This is a genomic window from Geodermatophilus obscurus DSM 43160 (assembly GCF_000025345.1).
In the GTDB taxonomy this organism is placed as follows: domain Bacteria; phylum Actinomycetota; class Actinomycetes; order Mycobacteriales; family Geodermatophilaceae; genus Geodermatophilus; species Geodermatophilus obscurus.
This window is the reverse complement of record NC_013757.1, coordinates 4,330,604-4,346,928: the sequence shown is the minus strand read 5'-3', so window position 1 is coordinate 4,346,928 and position 16,325 is coordinate 4,330,604. Positions and strand designations below refer to the sequence as shown.

Annotated in this window: 17 protein-coding genes; 10 read left to right on the top strand and 7 right to left on the bottom strand. The window is 74.7% G+C overall.

Annotation, left to right across the window (positions count from 1 at the left end):
- Positions 1-2: 2 nt before the first annotated feature.
- The gene (locus tag GOBS_RS20185; RefSeq protein ID WP_012950120.1) at positions 3-626 is read right to left on the bottom strand and encodes a cob(I)yrinic acid a,c-diamide adenosyltransferase; all 624 of its coding nucleotides are present in this window, start codon (positions 624-626) and stop codon (positions 3-5) included.
- 139 nt (positions 627-765) lie between these two features.
- Between GOBS_RS20185 and murA the strand changes: the two genes are divergently transcribed.
- Both murA and GOBS_RS20175 read left to right on the top strand, forming a co-directional pair.
- Positions 766-2,043, top strand: a complete 1,278-nt coding sequence (murA, locus tag GOBS_RS20180) for a UDP-N-acetylglucosamine 1-carboxyvinyltransferase (RefSeq protein ID WP_012950119.1) — start codon at positions 766-768, stop codon at positions 2,041-2,043.
- A 40-nt stretch (positions 2,044-2,083) separates the two neighbouring features.
- Positions 2,084-3,109, top strand: a complete 1,026-nt coding sequence (locus tag GOBS_RS20175; protein WP_041242548.1) for an adenylate/guanylate cyclase domain-containing protein — start codon at positions 2,084-2,086, stop codon at positions 3,107-3,109.
- Positions 3,110-3,123: 14 nt separating this feature from the next.
- Here the strand turns inward: GOBS_RS20175 and GOBS_RS20170 are convergent, their stop codons facing one another.
- Positions 3,124-3,438, bottom strand: coding sequence for a hypothetical protein (locus tag GOBS_RS20170; RefSeq protein WP_012950117.1), 315 nt, complete (start codon positions 3,436-3,438; stop codon positions 3,124-3,126).
- 94 nt (positions 3,439-3,532) lie between these two features.
- On the opposite strand from GOBS_RS20170, the gene GOBS_RS20165 reads away from it, so the two are divergent.
- Positions 3,533-5,536: a protein meaA gene (locus GOBS_RS20165; protein WP_012950116.1), complete on the top strand. Its 2,004-nt coding sequence runs from the start codon at positions 3,533-3,535 to the stop codon at positions 5,534-5,536.
- Between the two features lie 11 nt (positions 5,537-5,547).
- Here the strand turns inward: GOBS_RS20165 and GOBS_RS20160 are convergent, their stop codons facing one another.
- Positions 5,548-6,573 carry a Gfo/Idh/MocA family protein gene (locus GOBS_RS20160; protein ID WP_012950115.1) on the bottom strand — a complete coding sequence of 342 codons (1,026 nt, stop codon included), beginning with the start codon at positions 6,571-6,573 and terminating at the stop codon, positions 5,548-5,550.
- Between the two features lie 23 nt (positions 6,574-6,596).
- Positions 6,597-7,325, bottom strand: a complete 729-nt coding sequence (locus tag GOBS_RS20155; protein WP_012950114.1) for a YqjF family protein — start codon at positions 7,323-7,325, stop codon at positions 6,597-6,599.
- Positions 7,326-7,381: 56 nt separating this feature from the next.
- Here GOBS_RS20155 and GOBS_RS20150 point away from each other — a divergent pair, with 56 nt between their 5' ends.
- The 4 genes from GOBS_RS20150 to GOBS_RS20135 all read left to right on the top strand — a co-directional run bounded on the left by GOBS_RS20150 (position 7,382) and on the right by GOBS_RS20135 (position 10,344).
- Entirely contained in the window at positions 7,382-8,155 is a 774-nt protein-coding gene (locus tag GOBS_RS20150; protein ID WP_012950113.1) for an enoyl-CoA hydratase-related protein, read from the top strand.
- Positions 8,156-8,179: 24 nt separating this feature from the next.
- Positions 8,180-8,428 carry a type II toxin-antitoxin system Phd/YefM family antitoxin gene (locus tag GOBS_RS20145; RefSeq protein WP_012950112.1) on the top strand — a complete coding sequence of 83 codons (249 nt, stop codon included), beginning with the start codon at positions 8,180-8,182 and terminating at the stop codon, positions 8,426-8,428.
- A 3-nt stretch (positions 8,429-8,431) separates the two neighbouring features.
- The gene (locus tag GOBS_RS20140; RefSeq protein WP_012950111.1) at positions 8,432-8,812 is read left to right on the top strand and encodes a type II toxin-antitoxin system VapC family toxin; all 381 of its coding nucleotides are present in this window, start codon (positions 8,432-8,434) and stop codon (positions 8,810-8,812) included.
- Between the two features lie 197 nt (positions 8,813-9,009).
- Positions 9,010-10,344, top strand: a complete 1,335-nt coding sequence (locus GOBS_RS20135) for a dicarboxylate/amino acid:cation symporter (RefSeq protein ID WP_012950110.1) — start codon at positions 9,010-9,012, stop codon at positions 10,342-10,344.
- Positions 10,345-10,399: 55 nt separating this feature from the next.
- Here the strand turns inward: GOBS_RS20135 and GOBS_RS20130 are convergent, their stop codons facing one another.
- A complete protein-coding gene (locus tag GOBS_RS20130; protein WP_049788419.1) occupies positions 10,400-11,257 on the bottom strand; it encodes a hypothetical protein in 858 nt (285 codons plus the stop codon).
- 77 nt (positions 11,258-11,334) lie between these two features.
- On the opposite strand from GOBS_RS20130, the gene nucS reads away from it, so the two are divergent.
- From nucS to GOBS_RS20115, 3 genes are all read left to right on the top strand, one after another.
- Positions 11,335-12,006 carry an endonuclease NucS gene (gene nucS / locus GOBS_RS20125; RefSeq protein ID WP_012950108.1) on the top strand — a complete coding sequence of 224 codons (672 nt, stop codon included), beginning with the start codon at positions 11,335-11,337 and terminating at the stop codon, positions 12,004-12,006.
- Between the two features lie 112 nt (positions 12,007-12,118).
- The gene (locus tag GOBS_RS20120) at positions 12,119-13,900 is read left to right on the top strand and encodes a 3-hydroxyacyl-CoA dehydrogenase family protein (protein WP_012950107.1); all 1,782 of its coding nucleotides are present in this window, start codon (positions 12,119-12,121) and stop codon (positions 13,898-13,900) included.
- Positions 13,901-13,973: 73 nt separating this feature from the next.
- Positions 13,974-14,213: a hypothetical protein gene (locus tag GOBS_RS20115; RefSeq protein WP_243697549.1), complete on the top strand. Its 240-nt coding sequence runs from the start codon at positions 13,974-13,976 to the stop codon at positions 14,211-14,213.
- A 63-nt stretch (positions 14,214-14,276) separates the two neighbouring features.
- Here GOBS_RS20115 and GOBS_RS20110 read toward each other — a convergent pair whose 3' ends face one another.
- Both GOBS_RS20110 and GOBS_RS20105 read right to left on the bottom strand, forming a co-directional pair.
- Complete coding sequence (locus tag GOBS_RS20110; RefSeq protein WP_012950106.1) at positions 14,277-14,909, bottom strand: class F sortase; 633 nt, start codon at positions 14,907-14,909, stop codon at positions 14,277-14,279.
- Positions 14,910-14,919: 10 nt separating this feature from the next.
- On the bottom strand, positions 14,920-15,819 hold the full coding sequence (locus GOBS_RS20105) for a DUF4397 domain-containing protein (RefSeq protein WP_012950105.1): 900 nt from the start codon (positions 15,817-15,819) through the stop codon (positions 14,920-14,922).
- Positions 15,820-16,325 lie beyond the last annotated feature (506 nt).

Below are 16,325 nucleotides of genomic sequence, written 5' to 3'. Positions count from 1 at the left end.
CCTCAGTCGGCGGCCGGGGTCTCCGCCGCCGACGCCGCCCGCTGGGCGTGCACCCCGCTGTGTGCGCCGGGCTCCCACAGCACGTCACCGTCCGGGTTCGCGACGCGGGCGAGGATGAACAGCAGGTCCGAGAGCCGGTTGAGGTAGCGGGCCGTCTCGGCGTTGCTGCGCTCGCCGTCGGCCTCCAGCAGTGCCCACACGCTGCGCTCGGCCCGGCGGGTGACGACCCGCGCCTGGTGCAGCAGCGCGGCCAGCGGGGTGCCGCCGGGGAGGATGAAGCTGGCCAGCTTGGGCAGCGCCTCGTTGTAGCGGTCGCAGGCCGCCTCCAGCCGCTCGGTGTAGGCGGTGGTCACCCGCAGCGGCGGGTACTGCGGGTCGGGGGTGACCGGGGTGGAGAGGTCGGCCCCGACGTCGAACAGGTCGTTCTGCACGCTGCGCAGCAGCTCGGTGAGCTCCGGGGACGGCGACCCGAGGGCCAGGGCGACGCCGAGCACGCTGTTGGCCTCGTCGACGTCGGCGTAGGCCACCAGGCGCGGATCGGTCTTGCCCACCCGGCTCATGTCCCCGAGGTGCGTCTGACCGGCGTCACCGGTCTTCGTGTAGATGCGGGTCAGCCGGACGGTCATGGCCGCGAGCCTAGAAGAAGGACCTCGCTGCCCCCACCGTGGAAGGGCCTCGTCCTCCCCACCCCTCGCGAGCTCAGGGTGGGACCCGGGACGGGGCCGGCGGGCGGGCCCTGCATCGGGGCCACCGTAGGGTGGACCGGTGGAGTGCTTCGAGGTCACCGGCGGCACGGCCCTGACCGGGAGGGTGCGGGTCACCGGCGCCAAGAACAGCGCGCTGAAGCTCATGGCGGCCGCGCTGCTGGCGGCGGGGCGGACCACCATCGACGAGGTCCCGGACATCCTCGACGTGGCCATCATGAGCGAGGTGCTGCGCCGGCTCGGGTGCGAGGTGAGCTACGAGCGGCACGAGCACGGCGGTGGCGGCCGGCTGGTCGTCGACGTCCCCGACGAGCCCGCCACGGAGACCGACTACGACCTGGTCCGCCGGATGCGGGCCTCGATCAGCGTGCTGGGCCCGCTCGTCGCCCGGTGCGGCTCGGCCAGGGTGGCGCTGCCCGGTGGTGACGCGATCGGCTCGCGCGGGCTGGACATGCACATCTCCGGCCTGGAGCGGCTCGGCGCCACCATCCACAGCGAGCACGGCTTCCTGGTCGCCTCCGCTCCGCGGCTGACGGGCACCAGCATCTGGCTGGACTTCCCCTCGGTCGGTGCCACCGAGAACCTGGTGATGGCCGCGGTGCTGGCCGAGGGGGCGACGGTCATCGACAACGCCGCGCGCGAACCGGAGATCGTCGACCTCTGCGCGATGCTCACCGCGATGGGGGCCCAGATCGAGGGCGCCGGTACCTCGACGATCACCGTCGAGGGCGTGCCGACCCTCAAGCCGGTCACCTACACGACGGTGCCCGACCGGATCGTCGCCGGCACCTGGGCGATCGGCGCGGTGATGACGCGCGGGGACGTCGTCATCGAGCGGGCCGCCGCCGACCACCTCACCGTCGCACTCGCCAAGCTCAGCGACGCCGGGGCGCACGTCGAGCCGCTGCCGGACGGGCTGCGGGTGGCGATGGACGGCCGCCCGCGCTGCGTGGACGTCGTCACGCTGCCCTACCCGGGGTTCCCGACCGACCTGCAGCCGATGGCGGTGGCGCTGGCGGCGGTCTCCACGGGGACGGCGCTGATCACCGAGAACGTGTTCGAGGGCCGCTTCATGTTCGTCAACGAGCTGGTCCGGCTCGGTGCCTCGGTGCGCACCGACGGGCACCACGCCGTCGTCCGGGGCCGGGAACGGCTCTCCAGTGCGCCGGTGGTGGCCACCGACATCCGCGCCGGCGCGGGCCTGGTCCTGGCCGGTCTGGTCTCCGACGGCGTCACCGAGGTGCAGGACGTGCACCACGTCGACCGCGGCTACCCCGACTTCGTCGACCAGCTGCGCGGCCTGGGCGCGCACATCGAGCGGGTCGAGCGGGCCGGCTGAGTCCAGCACGACCACCCGGGTGTGCCGCACACTCGGGGAGGTGCACGACGAGGACAGGACGCGTCGGACCCGGCCTGCTGCCGAGCTCGACCGGCTGCTGCTCGGCGGCCGTCGGCAGTACACCCGGGCGCAGGTGGCTCAGCTGTCCGGCATGCCGCCGGACGGCTTCCGGCAGCTGTGGCACGCGCTGGGCTTCCCCGAGGCCGCCGAGGACGACGCGGTGTTCACCGACGGCGACGTCGCCGCGCTGCACGCCCTGGCGGACCTGGTCGACGCCGGGTTCGTCGTCCCGGGCACCGAGGCGTCGTTCGCCCGTGCGCTGGCGCAGCCGTTGGCGCGGCTGGCCGACTGGCAGACCGCCCTGCTCACCGGTGCCCTCGCGCGCGACCGCGACGGAGGACCCGCCCGGCCGGGCAGCGCGCCCGGCGACGTGCCGCCGGCAGTCGACGCGCTGCTGTCGCTGCTGCGCGAGGTGCAGGACCACGTGTGGCGCCGTCACCTGGCCGCAGCGGCCGAGCGGGCGCCGGCCGGTGGCGAGGAGCGCGAGCTGGCCGTCGGCTTCGCCGACCTCGTCGGCTACACGACCCGCACGCGCGGTATGAGCGGCGCGGAACTGGCCGTCATGGTGGAGGACTTCGAGGCGACCGCTGCCGAGGTGGTCGCGCGCGGCGGCGGGCGGGTGGTGAAGACCGTCGGCGACGGGGTGCTCTTCACCGCCGCGGACCCGGCCGCCGCGGCGGAGATCGGGCTGTCGCTGCCCGAGCGGTGGGGGGCCGTGGACCGGCCGCCGCTGCGGGTCGGCCTGGCGCACGGGCGGGTGCTCACCCGGCTCGGGGACGTGTACTCGTCGGTGGTGAACCTGGCCAGCCGGCTGACCACGGTGGCCCGCGCCGGGAGTGTGCTCGTCGACCGCGAGCTGGCCGCCCGGCTGCGGCAGCACCCCGACTACCGGATCGAGCCGCTCCAGCGCCGGTCGGTCCGCGGCTTCGACGACCTGCAGCCGTGGCTGGTCAGCCGCTGCAGCGTGGCCGAGGAACTGCCGGACCCCGCCGAGCGGTCCGGCTGACGGCCCTCGTCCTCTCAGCCGGCGGGGAACGACGAGGCCAGCACGCGGGCGCGGTCGGCGTCCTCGGGGAAGACGAGCACCTCCGCGCGGTGGGCACCGGTGGCGCGCACCGTGGAGCGGATCCCCGCGTCGGAGAGCACCGCGCGCAGCGCCAGGGCCGACTCCCGGCCGGACAGCGTGGCGACGCGGGTGAGCAGGCCGTCGTCCGCCGCGGGACGACGGCGCGGCTCACCGCGGAACGCCCACCGCAGGAACAGCGCCAGCCCGGCGATCACGGCGAACGCGATCACCGGGCCCGCCAGGTAGTGCGTACCGGCCACCGGTGTCATCCCGGCCCTCCTCTCGGCGCCTGCGAGTGTGCCACCGGGGGACACCCGGAGGTGGCCTCGCTACTGGTCAGTAACCCCCTTACACTCCGCGGGCATGCCGTTCCCTTCATCCTCGAAGGAGCGCGACCGCCCCTGGGTGATGCGCACCTACGCCGGCCACTCGTCGCCGGCCGAGTCCAACGCGCTGTACCGGCGGAACCTCGGCAAGGGGCAGACGGGTCTGTCGGTCGCCTTCGACCTGCCCACGCAGACCGGCTACGACCCCGACGACGAGCTGTCGGTCGGTGAGGTCGGCAAGGTCGGCGTGCCGGTGACCCACATCGGCGACGTGCGCACCCTCTTCGACGGCATCCCGCTCGACGAGATGAACACGTCGATGACGATCAACGCCACCGCGATGTGGCTGCTGGCGCTCTACCAGGCGGTCGCCGAGGAGCAGGGGCACGACGTCAGCAAGCTCGCCGGGACGACGCAGAACGACATCATCAAGGAGTACCTGTCGCGGGGGACGTACGTCTTCCCGCCCGGGCCCTCGATGCGGCTGATCACCGACATGGTCGCCTACACGGTCTCGGCGATGCCGAGGTGGAACCCGATCAACATCTGCAGCTACCACCTGCAGGAGGCCGGCGCGACGCCGGTGCAGGAGATCGCCTACGCGATGAGCACCGCGATCGCCGTCCTGGACTCGGTGCGCGACTCCGGTCAGGTGCCGCAGGAACGCTTCGGCGAGGTCGTCGCGCGCATCTCCTTCTTCGTCAACGCGGGCGTCCGCTTCGTCGAGGAGATGTGCAAGATGCGCGCCTTCACGCAGCTGTGGGACGAGCTGACCCTCGAGCGCTACGGCGTCGAGCGTCCCGAGCACCGCCGGTTCCGCTACGGCGTCCAGGTCAACTCCCTGGGCCTGACCGAGGCGCAGCCGGAGAACAACGTCCAGCGGATCGTGCTGGAGATGCTCGCGGTCACCCTGTCCAGGGACGCCCGCGCCCGCGCCGTGCAGCTGCCGGCGTGGAACGAGGCGCTGGGGCTGCCCCGGCCGTGGGACCAGCAGTGGTCGCTGCGGCTGCAGCAGGTGCTGGCCTACGAGACCGACCTGCTGGAGTACGACGACCTGTTCACCGGGTCGGTCGTGGTGGAGCGGAAGGTCGCCGAGCTGGTCGAGGGTGCCCGCGGGGAGATCGCCCGGGTGCAGGAGATGGGCGGCGCGGTCGCCGCCGTCGAATCCGGCTACATGAAGGGCCAGCTGGTCGCCTCGCTCGCCGAACGGCGCCGCCGGATGGAGAACGGGGACGACGTCGTCGTCGGCGTGAACCGGTTCGCGAGCACCGAGCCCAACCCGCTGCTGGCCGACCTCGACGCGGCGATCCAGGTCGTCGACCCGGCCGTGGAGGCCGCGGCGTGCGAGTCGGTGCGGACGTGGCGCGCCGAGCGCGACCCGGAGCCGGTGCAGAAGGCGCTCGAGCGGCTGCGCGCCGTCGCCGCCACCGAGGAGAACCTGATGGACGCCACCCTCGACTGCGCCCGCGCCGGCGTGACGACGGGGGAGTGGGCCGGCGTGCTGCGCGAGGTGTTCGGCGAGTACCGGGCGCCCACCGGGGTCGCCGCGGCCGCCGGGGGCGGCGAGGCCGACCGGACGCTGGCCGACGTCCGGCAGCGGGTCCGCGCCACCGGCGAGGAGCTCGGCGGGCGACTGCGCTTCCTGGTCGGCAAGCCCGGCCTCGACGGGCACTCCAACGGCGCCGAGCAGATCGCCGTCCGCGCGCGCGACGCCGGCTTCGAGGTGGTCTACCAGGGCATCCGGCTGACCCCCGCGCAGATCGTGAGCGCCGCGGTCGAGGAGGACGTGCACGTGGTCGGCCTGTCGGTGCTCTCCGGCTCGCACCTGCAGGTGGTCCCGGCGGTGCTGCGCGGGCTGCGGGAGGCCGGCCTGGACGACGTCCCCGTGGTCGTCGGCGGGATCGTGCCCGACGGCGACGCCCGCCTGCTGCGCGAGCAGGGAGTGGCCCGGGTCTTCACGCCCAAGGACTTCGGGTTGACCGAGATCATGGGCCAGATCGTCGACGTCGTCCGCGAGGCCAACGCGCTCGACGAGCGGTAGGGGGCCGGGCGCTACAGCGGGACGACGACGCCCTCGGTGGCGCTGCGGCGGGCGGCGTCGAGCACCGCGGCGGTGGCCACGGCGTCCCGCGGGTCGACCGGCACCGGCCCCTCCCCGCGGACGGCGGCGGCGAAGGCCGGGTAGAAGGTGTCCCAGCGGCCGCGCTCGGTGGGTACCACGACACCCTCGTCGCCGCGCCGCAGCCGCCCCCAGCGCTCCTCGGGCTCGGCGCCCCAGCGCTCGCCGAGCGTGGCCGGCGTCTGCCCGGCCAGCAGCGCGGCCTCCTGCCCGTCCATCGGACCACCGACGACGTAGGCGCCCCCCGTGCCGCTCACCCGGAAGCGGTCGCCGGGAGCGCCCTGGCTCCAGCTGCCCCACAGGTGCGAGTGGGCACCGTCGGCGTGGGTGAGCGCGACGAAGACGTCGTCGTCCAGGCCCGACTCCCGCAGCCGCCACTCGGCGTAGACGCTCGTCACCGGGCCGAGCAGCACGAGAGCCTGGTCGACCAGGTGGCTGCCGAAGTCCAGCAGGGTGCCGCCGCCCGCGGCCGGCGGGCCGGGCTCGGGCTCGAACCGCTCGAAGCGCGACTCGAACCGGGTCACCGTGCCGAGCCGGCCGGCGTCGACCAGGGCGCGGACGGTACGGAAGTCGGAGTCCCAGCGGCGGTTCTGGTACGGCGCCAGCGGCAGCCGGCGGGCCGCGGCCTTCCGCACCGTCCCGGACGCGGCAGGGGCGTCCAGGGAGAAGGGCTTGTCGCAGACCACGGCCAGGTCCAGGTCCAGCGCCTGCTCGGTCAGCGGGGTGTGCGTGTCGGCCGGCGTGGAGATCGAGACCGCCTCGGCGCCGGCCCCGGCCAGCTCCTCCAGCGAGCCGAACGTGCGCAGGCCGGGGTGCTCGGCGGCCACCTGCGCCCGGCGCTCGGCCGACGTCGTCACCACGCCGAGGAGGTCGACCTCCGGCGCGGCGGCCAGCAGGGGGGCGTGGAAGTACCGGCCGCCGAAGCCGTACCCGACCAGTCCGAAGCGCACGGGGTCCATGCCGCGATCATGCCCTGCCCGGGTCAGCGCAGGCGGGGGCCGAAGCGGACGTCGACGCCCGGGGAGAACAGCACGCTGTCGGGTGCGCCGCGGACGGTGGGCAGGCCGCCCGCCGCCAGCAGGTCCTCCTCGCACGTGACGAGCTCGGCGGCGTGCAGCGGCCAGGCCGGGTGCTCGTTGGGCCAGTAGGCCAGGCGGCCGGACGCCGTCTGGTGCAGCCCCCAGCGGCCGGTGAGGAAGCCGGCCAGGGAGCCGGGGTCCGGCAGCCGGGCGCCCACCCGGACGACGACCCGCCCGCCCGCGCCCCGCGGGCCGGGCCAGCGCCGGCGGGAGGTGTAGGTGACCACGTCGCCGTCACGGCGCACCCGCATCCGCGCCCAGCAGTAGGGCAGCCCGGCGACCCAGCGGGCGGCGAGCACGGGCAGCAGCCGGTCGGCGTCCAGCGACCGGAACACCACGCCGCGCCGCCCCTCGCCGTCGACCGAGTACAGCCGGACGTTGGTCTCGGCGAAGGACCCTGCCCACGGCAGGCCCGGCGCGCCGAGCAGGCCGATCCGGCGCATCCGGAAGGGGATCAGCCCGACGTACGTGGCGCCGTCCAGCACGTCGGGGCGGGTGCCCGCCGGGAGCAGCGGGGCGACGAGTGCCGGGTCCACGGCCCAGTGCAGGAAGGTGACGTCGCGCCAGCCCTGCGTGAACACGGTGCGCCCGGCCGGCCGGGGCGCCGTGTCGGTGACCGGCTCGGGTTCCACGCCCCGAGACTGCCAGCCCGTTGCCCCCAGCGGCCTCCCCGTGGTGTGGTCGGCCCATGACTGCAGAGGGCGCACCCCGGGTCCAACGCGACGGCGACGTCGTCACCCTCACGATGTGCCGACCGGCGAAGCGCAACGCCCTGTCCCGCGACCACCTCACCCAGCTGCTGGCCGCGGTCACGGAGGTGGGGGAGAGCGACGCGGCCGGCCTGGTGATCGCCGCGGAGGGGCCGGTGTTCAGCGCCGGGCACGACTTCGCCGACGTCGCCGGTCGGCCGGTGACCGAGGTGCGCAGCCTGCTGCAGCTGTGCACCGAGCTGGTGCAGACCCTGCACGACGTCCCGCAGGTGGTGCTGGCCCGCGTGCACGCCCTGGCCACCGCGGCCGGCTGCCAGCTGGTGGCCTCCTGCGACCTGGCCGTCGCCGCCGAGTCGGCCGGCTTCGCCGCCCCGGGTGGCAAGGGCGGCTGGTTCTGCCACACGCCGATGGTGGCCATCGCCCGCGACGTCGGCCGCAAGCGCGCGATGGAGCTCGCGCTGACCGGTGACGTCATCGACGCCGCGACCGCGCTGGACTGGGGCCTGGTCAACCGGGTGGTGCCCGACGCCGAGCTGGACGCCGCTGTCGCCGACCTCATGGCCCGGGCGACCCGCGGGTCCCGGGCGAGCAAGGCCTGGGGCAAGCAGACGATGCACGCCCAGCTGGGCCGGCCCGAGCGGGACGCCTACACGACCGCCGTCGAGGTGATGGCCGCCGCCAGCCAGCTGCCCGGGGCGGTCGAGGGCATGTCGGCGTTCCTGGAGAAGCGGCGTCCGGTCTGGTCCGACTGACACTTGCGGGGCTAGTCTAGCTAGGTGACCGTCGCCAACGTCCACCAGGCCAAGACGAACCTGTCGAAGCTGCTGGACGCCGCCGAGCGCGGCGAGGAGGTCATCATCACGCGGCGCGGGGGCGGCGTCACGGAGTTCCGGTTGGTCCCGGTGGCGCCGTCGGCGAGGCGGGGACTCTTCGGTCGCCTCGCCGGGCAGGTCGTGTTCTCGCCGGACTACGACACGGCCGACGCCGAGATCACCGCGGCCTTCGACCGGCACCTCGACGGCTGACCCGTGCGCCTGCTGCTGGACACGGACGCGCTGCTCTGGTTGCTGGCCGGCGACCCCAGGCTGGGGGCGCAGGCCCGCCAGGAGGTGGAGGCCGCTGCGGAGCTGGTCGTCTCCGCGGCCTCGCTCTGGGAGATCGCGATCAAGGTCTCGATCGGTAAGCTCGCTGCGCTGCCCGGACTCCCCGCAGTGCTGGCGGAGGCCGGGGTCCGCCGTCTGGGCATCGAGGAGGAGCACCTCCGGCGACTGGAGTCGCTGCCCTGGCACCACCGGGATCCGTTCGACCGGCTGCTGATCGCCCAGGCCCAGGCGGAGGCGCTCACCGTGCTCACGGCAGACCCAGCATTCGGCGACTACGCCGTCCCCGCTCGGGACGCCCGCCGCTGACCTCCGGCCGCCCACCGGCGCGGTGATCCCCCGCACAGCGGGATGCAACACGTCGCGCGCCGCCTTGCTCTCCATGTGGAGAACCCCTGGGGCCTGACCCGGCGGCGTGCGCTCGACTTCGGACGGATGACGGCCGACTCCTGAGCGCCCGCGCGCTCCGTCGTTCCACCCGCACCGTCCCCTGAAAGGCACCTCCCGTGCTCGCTCGTCTCCGCCGCGTCCCGTTCGCGGCGCAGGTCCTCCTCGCCCTCGTCCTGGGCGTCGCCCTCGGCCTCGTCGCCCGGGACATGGGTCCCGTCGCCGACGGGACGCCGAACTGGCTGACCAGCACCCTGCAGACCGTCGGCAGCACCTTCGTCACGCTGCTCAAGGTCCTCGTCCCGCCGCTGGTCGTCACCGCGGTGATCGTCAGCATCGCCAACCTCCGGCAGGTCTCCAACGCCGCTCGCCTGGCCGGACAGACGCTGCTGTGGTTCGCGATCACCGCCCTCATCGCGGTCTCCCTCGGCATCGGCCTGGGCCTGCTCACCCAGCCGGGCCGCAACAGCTCCGTCGACGCGGCCGCCCAGGCCGCGCCCGAGACCACCGGTTCCTGGTGGGACTTCCTCACCGGCCTGGTGCCCGCCAACATCCTCGGTCTGCAGTCCTCGGCCGAGGGCGGGCTGTCCTTCAACGTGCTCCAGCTGATCGTGCTGGCCGTGGTGATCGGCGTGGCCGTGCTCAAGGTCGGCGAGCCGGCCGAGCCGTTCCTCGCGCTGACCCGCTCGGCGCTGACGATCGTCCAGAAGCTGCTGTGGTGGGTCATCCTCCTGGCCCCGATCGGCACCGTCGGCCTGATCGGCAACGCGGTGGCCAGCTACGGCTGGGAGTCCCTCGGCTCGCTCGGCATCTTCGCCGGGTCCGTCTACGCCGGCCTCGCGCTCGTGCTGTTCGTCGTCTACCCGGTGCTGCTGCAGCTGCACGGACTCTCGCCGCTGCGGTACTTCGCCGGCGCCTGGCCGGCCATCCAGCTGGCCTTCGTCTCCCGCTCCTCGATCGGCACGCTGCCGGTGACCGAGCGGGTGACCGAGCAGAACCTCGGCGTACCGCGGTCCTACGCGTCCTTCGCCGTCCCGCTGGGCGCTACTACGAAGATGGACGGCTGCGCGGCGATCTACCCGGCGCTGGCCGCGATCTTCGTGGCGCAGTTCTTCGGCGTGGACCTCGGCCTCACCGACTACCTGCTGATCGCGCTGGTCTCGGTCGTCGGCTCGGCGGCCACGGCCGGGGTCACCGGCGCGGTGGTCATGCTGACGCTGACCCTCTCCACGCTGGGCCTGCCGCTGGCCGGCGTCGGCCTGCTCCTGGCGATCGACCCGATCCTGGACATGGGGCGGACGGCGGTGAACGTCGCCGGCCAGGCGCTGGTCCCGACGATCGTCGCCAAGCGCGAGGGAATCCTCGACGTGGACCGGTACCGGTCGACCTCGACGGTGGACCCGGTGGCCCGGGTCGAGGTGGACGACGACCTGCGCCGTCCCGTGACGGTCTAGCCGTCCGGCTCCCACAGGCCCGGTCCTCCGTCCGGAGGGCCGGGCCTGTGCCATCTCAGCCGCTGACGAGGTCGGCGCAGCCGGTCTCGTGCGGGAGCGGCGGGCGCAGCGTCAGCGACCACCGGCTGCCGTCGCCGGCGACCCACGGCGTCAGGGTGGTGGCCGACGCCGCGGCGGCGAGCACGGCCTCGGCCTCGGCGCCGCGGGCGACGACGCAGGACAGGCCCAGCCCGCCCGGCAACGGTTCGCCGGGCAGCGCCGGACCCGGCCAGGGTGCCTCCGGCTGCACCAGCGCAGGGTCGGCGGGCTGCGTCCACGGCGCGACGACGGGGGCCACCGCCGCGGCCTCGTAGAGCTCGGAGCCGGTGGCGCCCAGCGGCTCCGGCGACGTCAGCACCTCCAGCAGGCCGAGCAGTTCCCCGCGCGCCGCCTGCTGCTCCGGGGTGAGCCCGCTGTCCCCGGGCAGCTCGAACAGCGCCTCGACCTCGCGCACCGCCGTCCCCCCGTCGGTGACGAGGGTGAACCGGGTGGCCGGGGCGTCCGCGACCGGTGGGGTGCCGAGGTCGGCGGTGCCCGTCACGCCGGCCGCGACGGCGCGGTCGACGACCGTCTGCACGCCGTCGGCGTCCAGCCGCCACACCTGCAGGGACGGCAGCGCCGGCGGCGGGTGGACCTCGATCTGCGCTCCGGGGGTCACGACTCGGCCGTCGCCGTACACGGCGACCAGCGGCACCCGGGCGGCCAGCGCCTCCGGCGTGGTGGAGCCGCGGACGTGCTCGACCTCCAGCACCAGCCGGCCCGGCCCGTCGGAGCCGGGCGTCGGCCGGGGAGCTGCGGCGTCGCCACCGCTGCCGGCGCAGCCGCTCACCAGCGCGAGCAGGGCCAGGACTGCGGACAGCGGGGCGCGTCTCACCTGGTCAGGATGCCGTGCCGCGGCGGGCACCCCGTCGCTCCGGGCCGTTCGTTGCCGGTTCGGTACCGTCGGTCCCCGTGCGCCTGGTCATCGCCCGCTGCTCGGTCGACTACGTGGGGCGGCTGACCGCCCACCTGCCCATGGCGCCGCGGCTGCTGCTGGTCAAGGCCGACGGGTCGGTGTCGGTGCACGCCGACGACCGCGCCTATAAACCGCTGAACTGGATGACCCCGCCGTGCTCGTTCAAGGACGAGCTGGTCGACGGCGTGGGCACCTGGACGGTCACCAACAAGGCCGGCGAGCAGCTGATCATCACGATCGAGTCCGTCGAGCACGACAGCTCCCACGAGCTCGGGGTCGACCCGGGCCTGCAGAAGGACGGCGTCGAGGCGGAGCTGCAGCGGCTGCTCGCGCTGCACGTGGAGACCTTCGGGGCCGGCTGGTCGCTGGTCCGCCGCGAGTACCCGACCGCGATCGGGCCGGTGGACCTGCTCTGCCGCGACGCCGACGGCACCACCGTGGCCGTCGAGGTCAAGCGCCGCGGCGAGATCGACGGCGTGGAGCAGCTGACCCGCTACCTCGAGCTGCTCAACCGCGACCCGCTGCTGGCGCCGGTGCGCGGGGTCTTCGCCGCTCAGGAGATCAAGCCCCAGGCGCGGGTGCTCGCGGGCGACCGCGGCATCGAGTGCCTGACCGTCGACTACGCCGTCCTCAAGGGCACCGACGACCCCTCGCAGCGGCTGTTCTGAACGGGGACCCCTCATCGGCCGGTAGCAGGTGGGGGCAGTCCGGGTGCGAGACTGCCCCCGATCGCGGACGGGGGTGCCCGGGGCCGGGCGCCGGCGCAGAGGAGATGGCAGCGTGGCCAGAGAACTGACCGAGGTCGGCGTGGTGGGGCTGGGCACGATGGGTGCCGGCATCGCCGAGGTGCTCGCCCGGGCCGGCCTGTCGGTGACCGCCGTGGACGTCGACGAGGCAGCCGTGGCCCGCGGACGGGAGCACCTGGAGCACTCCAGCGGGCGGGCGGTCCAGCGCGGCAAGCTCGACGCCGCCGAGCGCGACGCCATCCTCGGCCGGATCCGGTTCGGCACCTCGCTGGAGGACCTGGCGCAGGCCGAGCTCGTCATCGAGGCCGTGCCCGAGCGGCTGGAGCTCAAGCGCGAGATCTTCTCGGCGCTGGACAAGATCTGCCCGCCGGACACCATCTTGGCCACCAACACCTCGAGCCTGTCGGTCACCGAGATCTCGGTGGCGACCGGGCGGCCGGGCAAGGTCATCGGGATGCACTTCTTCAACCCGGCGCCGGTCATGAAGCTGGTCGAGGTGGTGCGCACGGTGGTGACCGAACCCTCGGTCATCGAGGACGTCGAGGCGCTGGCCGAGCGGCTGGGCAAGGTCGACGTCACCATCGGCGACAAGGCCGGCTTCATCGCCAACGCGCTGCTGTTCGGCTACCTCAACCACGCGGTCTCCATGTACGAGAACCGCTACGCCAGCCGTGAGGACATCGACGCGGCCATGCGGCTGGGCTGCGGCCTGCCGATGGGTCCGCTGGCACTCATGGACCTCATCGGCATCGACACCGCCTACGAGATCCTCGAGACGATGTACCGGCAGTCCCGCGACCGGCTGCACGCGCCCACCCCGATCATCAAGCAGATGATGACCGCGGGTCTGCTGGGCCGGAAGTCCGGCCGCGGCTTCTACACCTACGCCGGCCGCGACTCCGCCGAGGTGGTGCCGGACGCGCAGACCCCGGCCGAGGGCGGGGCCGCGCAGGGCGCCCGCGAGGTGCGCACGGTCGGCGTCGTCGGCTCGGGGACGATGGCTACCGGGATCATCGAGGTCGTCGCCAGGGGCGGCTACGACGTCCGCTTCGTCGCCCGGTCGCCGGAGAAGGTCGAGGCGGTCCGCACGGCGCTGGCGAAGTCGCTGGAGAAGCAGGTGCAGCGCGGCCGGCTCGACGAGGCCGCGCGCGACGAGGTGCTCGCCCGGGTCGGCGGGACGACGTCGCTCGACGACCTCGGCGACCGCGACCTGGTCATCGAGGCCGTCGTGGAGTCGCTGCCGGTCAAGGAGGCGCTGTTCGCCAACCTCGGCGAGATCGCCAAGCCCGGCGCCGTGCTGGCCACTACGACCTCCAGCCTCCCGGTCATCGAGTGCGCCAAGGCCAGCGGCCGGCCGGAGGACGTCGTCGGCATGCACTTCTTCAACCCGGCGCAGGTGATGAAGCTGGTGGAGGTCGTCTCGACGATCCCCACCGCGCCCGACGTCGCGGCGACCGCGCACGCGGTGTCGCAGCGCCTGGGCAAGCACGCGGTGTCCTGCACCGACCGGGCCGGGTTCATCGTTAACGCGCTGCTGTTCCCGTACCTCAACGACGCGGTCAAGATGCTCGAGGCGCACTACGCGACCGCCGACGACATCGACGCCGCCATGAAGGTCGGCTGCGGCTACCCGATGGGCCCGTTCGAGCTGCTGGACGTCGTCGGGCTCGACGTGTCCCTGGCGATCGAACGGGAGCTCTACACCGAGTTCCGCGAGCCCGGCTTCGCGCCGGCCCCGCTCCTCGAGCACCTGGTCACCGCCGGGTACCTGGGCCGCAAGGCCGGCCGCGGGTTCCGGGACCACGCGCGCCGCTGAGCCGGTGCCCCGGCGCGGCGTTCGGAGGGGATCGCGGCCTGCGGGCCGCGACCCCCTGCGCCGTCCCGAGGCCGTGGAGGAGGCGGCCGACGGCGACTGGGTGGTGCGGCGGATCACCGGCGCCGCGAGCGGCAAGACCTACCGCTGCCCGGGGTGCGACCAGGAGATCCTCCCGGGGACGCCGCACCTGGTGACCTGGCCGGCCTATCCGCGCGACTCCGACCTCGACCCCTGGGACACCGAGTCGGCCGCCGACCGGCGCCGGCACTGGCACGCGTCCTGCTGGTCCGCGCGGGTGCACCGCCGTTGGTGAAGGACCCCGCTGCCCCCCACGCCTCGCAGGCTCGGCGCGGGACCCTGCAGCGGGGCCGTTCCATCACCTCGCCCGGGCGAAGACCACGACGTTGTCCTCGTAGCTGCCGCGCGAGCGGTCGAACTCGCCGCCGCAGGTGACCAGCCGCAGCTCCGCCCGCGGGGTGGGCCCGTAGACCGACTCGGTCGGGAAGTCGGGCTTCGGGTACCGGCCGACGTCGGTGACGGCGAACCGCGCCGTCGTCCCGTCCTCGCGGTCGACGAGCACCTCGGCACCGGGCCCGAGCTCGCCCAGGCGGGAGAAGACCGCCGGCCCGTCGACCGAGTCGACGTGCCCGGCGACCACCGCCGGCCCTACGTCGCCGGGGACGGCGCCGTCGGCGAACCACCCGGCCCGGCCGAAGTCGTCCGGCGGCACGAGGACGCCGGCGGCGTCGGTGCCGAGCCGCAGCAGCTCGCTGTCCACGCCGATGGCCGGCACGCGCACGCGGACCGGCGCTGCCGCCGTCCGCTCCGTGCCGCGCTCGGCGACCACCGGGACGGGGGAGTCCACGGCCGACGCGGCCCCGGCGGTCCCGGCGGTCCCGGCGCCGCCGGGGGGCACCAGCGCCACCGTGCCGGCGACCACCGCGGTGCCGGCGACCACCCCCCGGATGAGCGGCAGCAGTGGCCGCCGCGGCTCCCGGTGACGGCTCACCGGCCGGGCCTCAGGACCGGCCTGCGCGCCGCGCGGGACCCCGCCGCGACCGCCGGGCCAGGGCCAGGCCGGTCAGCAGGGTGAGCCCGACGGCACCGCCGACGAGGCCCGGCTCCAGCTCCCCGGCCGCGGTGCCGCCGGCGCCGGTCTCCACGCCGCCGGTCGGGACCACACCGGAGCCCGCGGCGTCCAGGACGGTGCGCACGGTCAGCCCGCCCCCGGGCCGGTCGAGGACGAAGAGGCTGTAGACCGAGCCCGCGGCGAGGTCGAGCGGCAGCTCGGTCACCTCGCCGTCCACGGTCACCTGCAGGCGGCCCTCGTCGCCGGGCACGGCGGTGTACCCACCGGCCTCGGCGAAGGCCAGGTCCCCGGCGATCCGGGTGCCGCCGGCCGCGGCGTCGAGGGTCGGCGCGTTGGCCGCGGCGGACACCACCCGCACCCGCGCCTGCCCGGACGGCGGGAGCGTCAGGTCGTCCTCGAGCACCTCCAGGCCCAGGTCGGCGAAGCGGCCCACCCCGGCGACGGTGCGTGCGCTGTCGCTGCCGACCTGCACGGTGGTGGACAGCACCGGCGGAGTGGCCGGGTCGGCCCCGGCCTCGCGCATGCTGACGGTGTAGACGCCCTCGGGCACGTCCTGGTAGTCGGAGATGGTCCCGTAGCCGACGCCGGGCACGGTGAGCAGCGCCGTCCCGTCACCGGGGTCGGCGACCGAGTCGACGTACACGTCGACCGCCGGGGTGTCGGGGGACAGGTGGGCCAGGCGCAACAGCCCGGTCCCGGCGGCACCGGCCCCGGAGGGAGCCACGAGCACCGTCCCGGCGGTCACGGCGGTGACGGCCAGCACGCGGGTCCAGCGGTGCACGGTTCCTCCAGCGGTCTCGGGGGACCGGACGCCGGTCCAGGCGTCCATTCGCGCACTCCTCGCGATCCCTGTCCAACCGAGCGTCACGGGGAGACCTCGGCGACCAGCGCGTCGGGCTCGGACGCGTAGCGGTAGGACAGCAGGACGCCGTCCGCGGTGACCTCGACGGAGTCGGGGGCGAAGGGGGCAGCTGCGCCTCCAGCCAGGTCCGCAGCGGTTCGGTCGCCGGCTGCCCGGCCCCCACCGGTGCACTGCCCACCGCCGCGAGCAGCACGCTGCGGGCCGGTCCCTCGGCCCCGTCGGTGCGCGGGAAGGCCGCGACGGAGAGGCCCTCGCGGGCGGTCAGCACGGCCAGCAGCGACATCAGCCGCATGTCGACGTCGGCCGACCGCAGCACCACGGCCGCCTCCTCCGGTGCGCGCGTGGTCGGGTTGGCCAGCACGGCCTCGGCCAGCGCCCGCCGCCGGTCGAGCTGCTCGGGCGTCGGCATCCCCGGGGACGGGTCGAGAACGGTGAGCCTCTCGAAGCGGGCGACCACCCGGTCCCCGGGCGGC

What these genes read in the sequence shown, in the direction of transcription:
- GOBS_RS20150 (WP_012950113.1), top strand. Translation starts at nt 7,382, where the DNA reads ATGACTGCAGAGGGCGCACCCCGGGTCCAACGCGACGGCGACGTCGTC.
- GOBS_RS20185 (WP_012950120.1), bottom strand. Translation starts at nt 626, where the DNA reads ATGACCGTCCGGCTGACCCGCATCTACACGAAGACCGGTGACGCCGGT.
- GOBS_RS20165 (WP_012950116.1), top strand. Translation starts at nt 3,533, where the DNA reads ATGCCGTTCCCTTCATCCTCGAAGGAGCGCGACCGCCCCTGGGTGATG.
- GOBS_RS20105 (WP_012950105.1), bottom strand. Translation starts at nt 15,819, where the DNA reads ATGGACGCCTGGACCGGCGTCCGGTCCCCCGAGACCGCTGGAGGAACC.
- GOBS_RS20160 (WP_012950115.1), bottom strand. Translation starts at nt 6,573, where the DNA reads ATGGACCCCGTGCGCTTCGGACTGGTCGGGTACGGCTTCGGCGGCCGG.
- GOBS_RS20170 (WP_012950117.1), bottom strand. Translation starts at nt 3,438, where the DNA reads ATGACACCGGTGGCCGGTACGCACTACCTGGCGGGCCCGGTGATCGCG.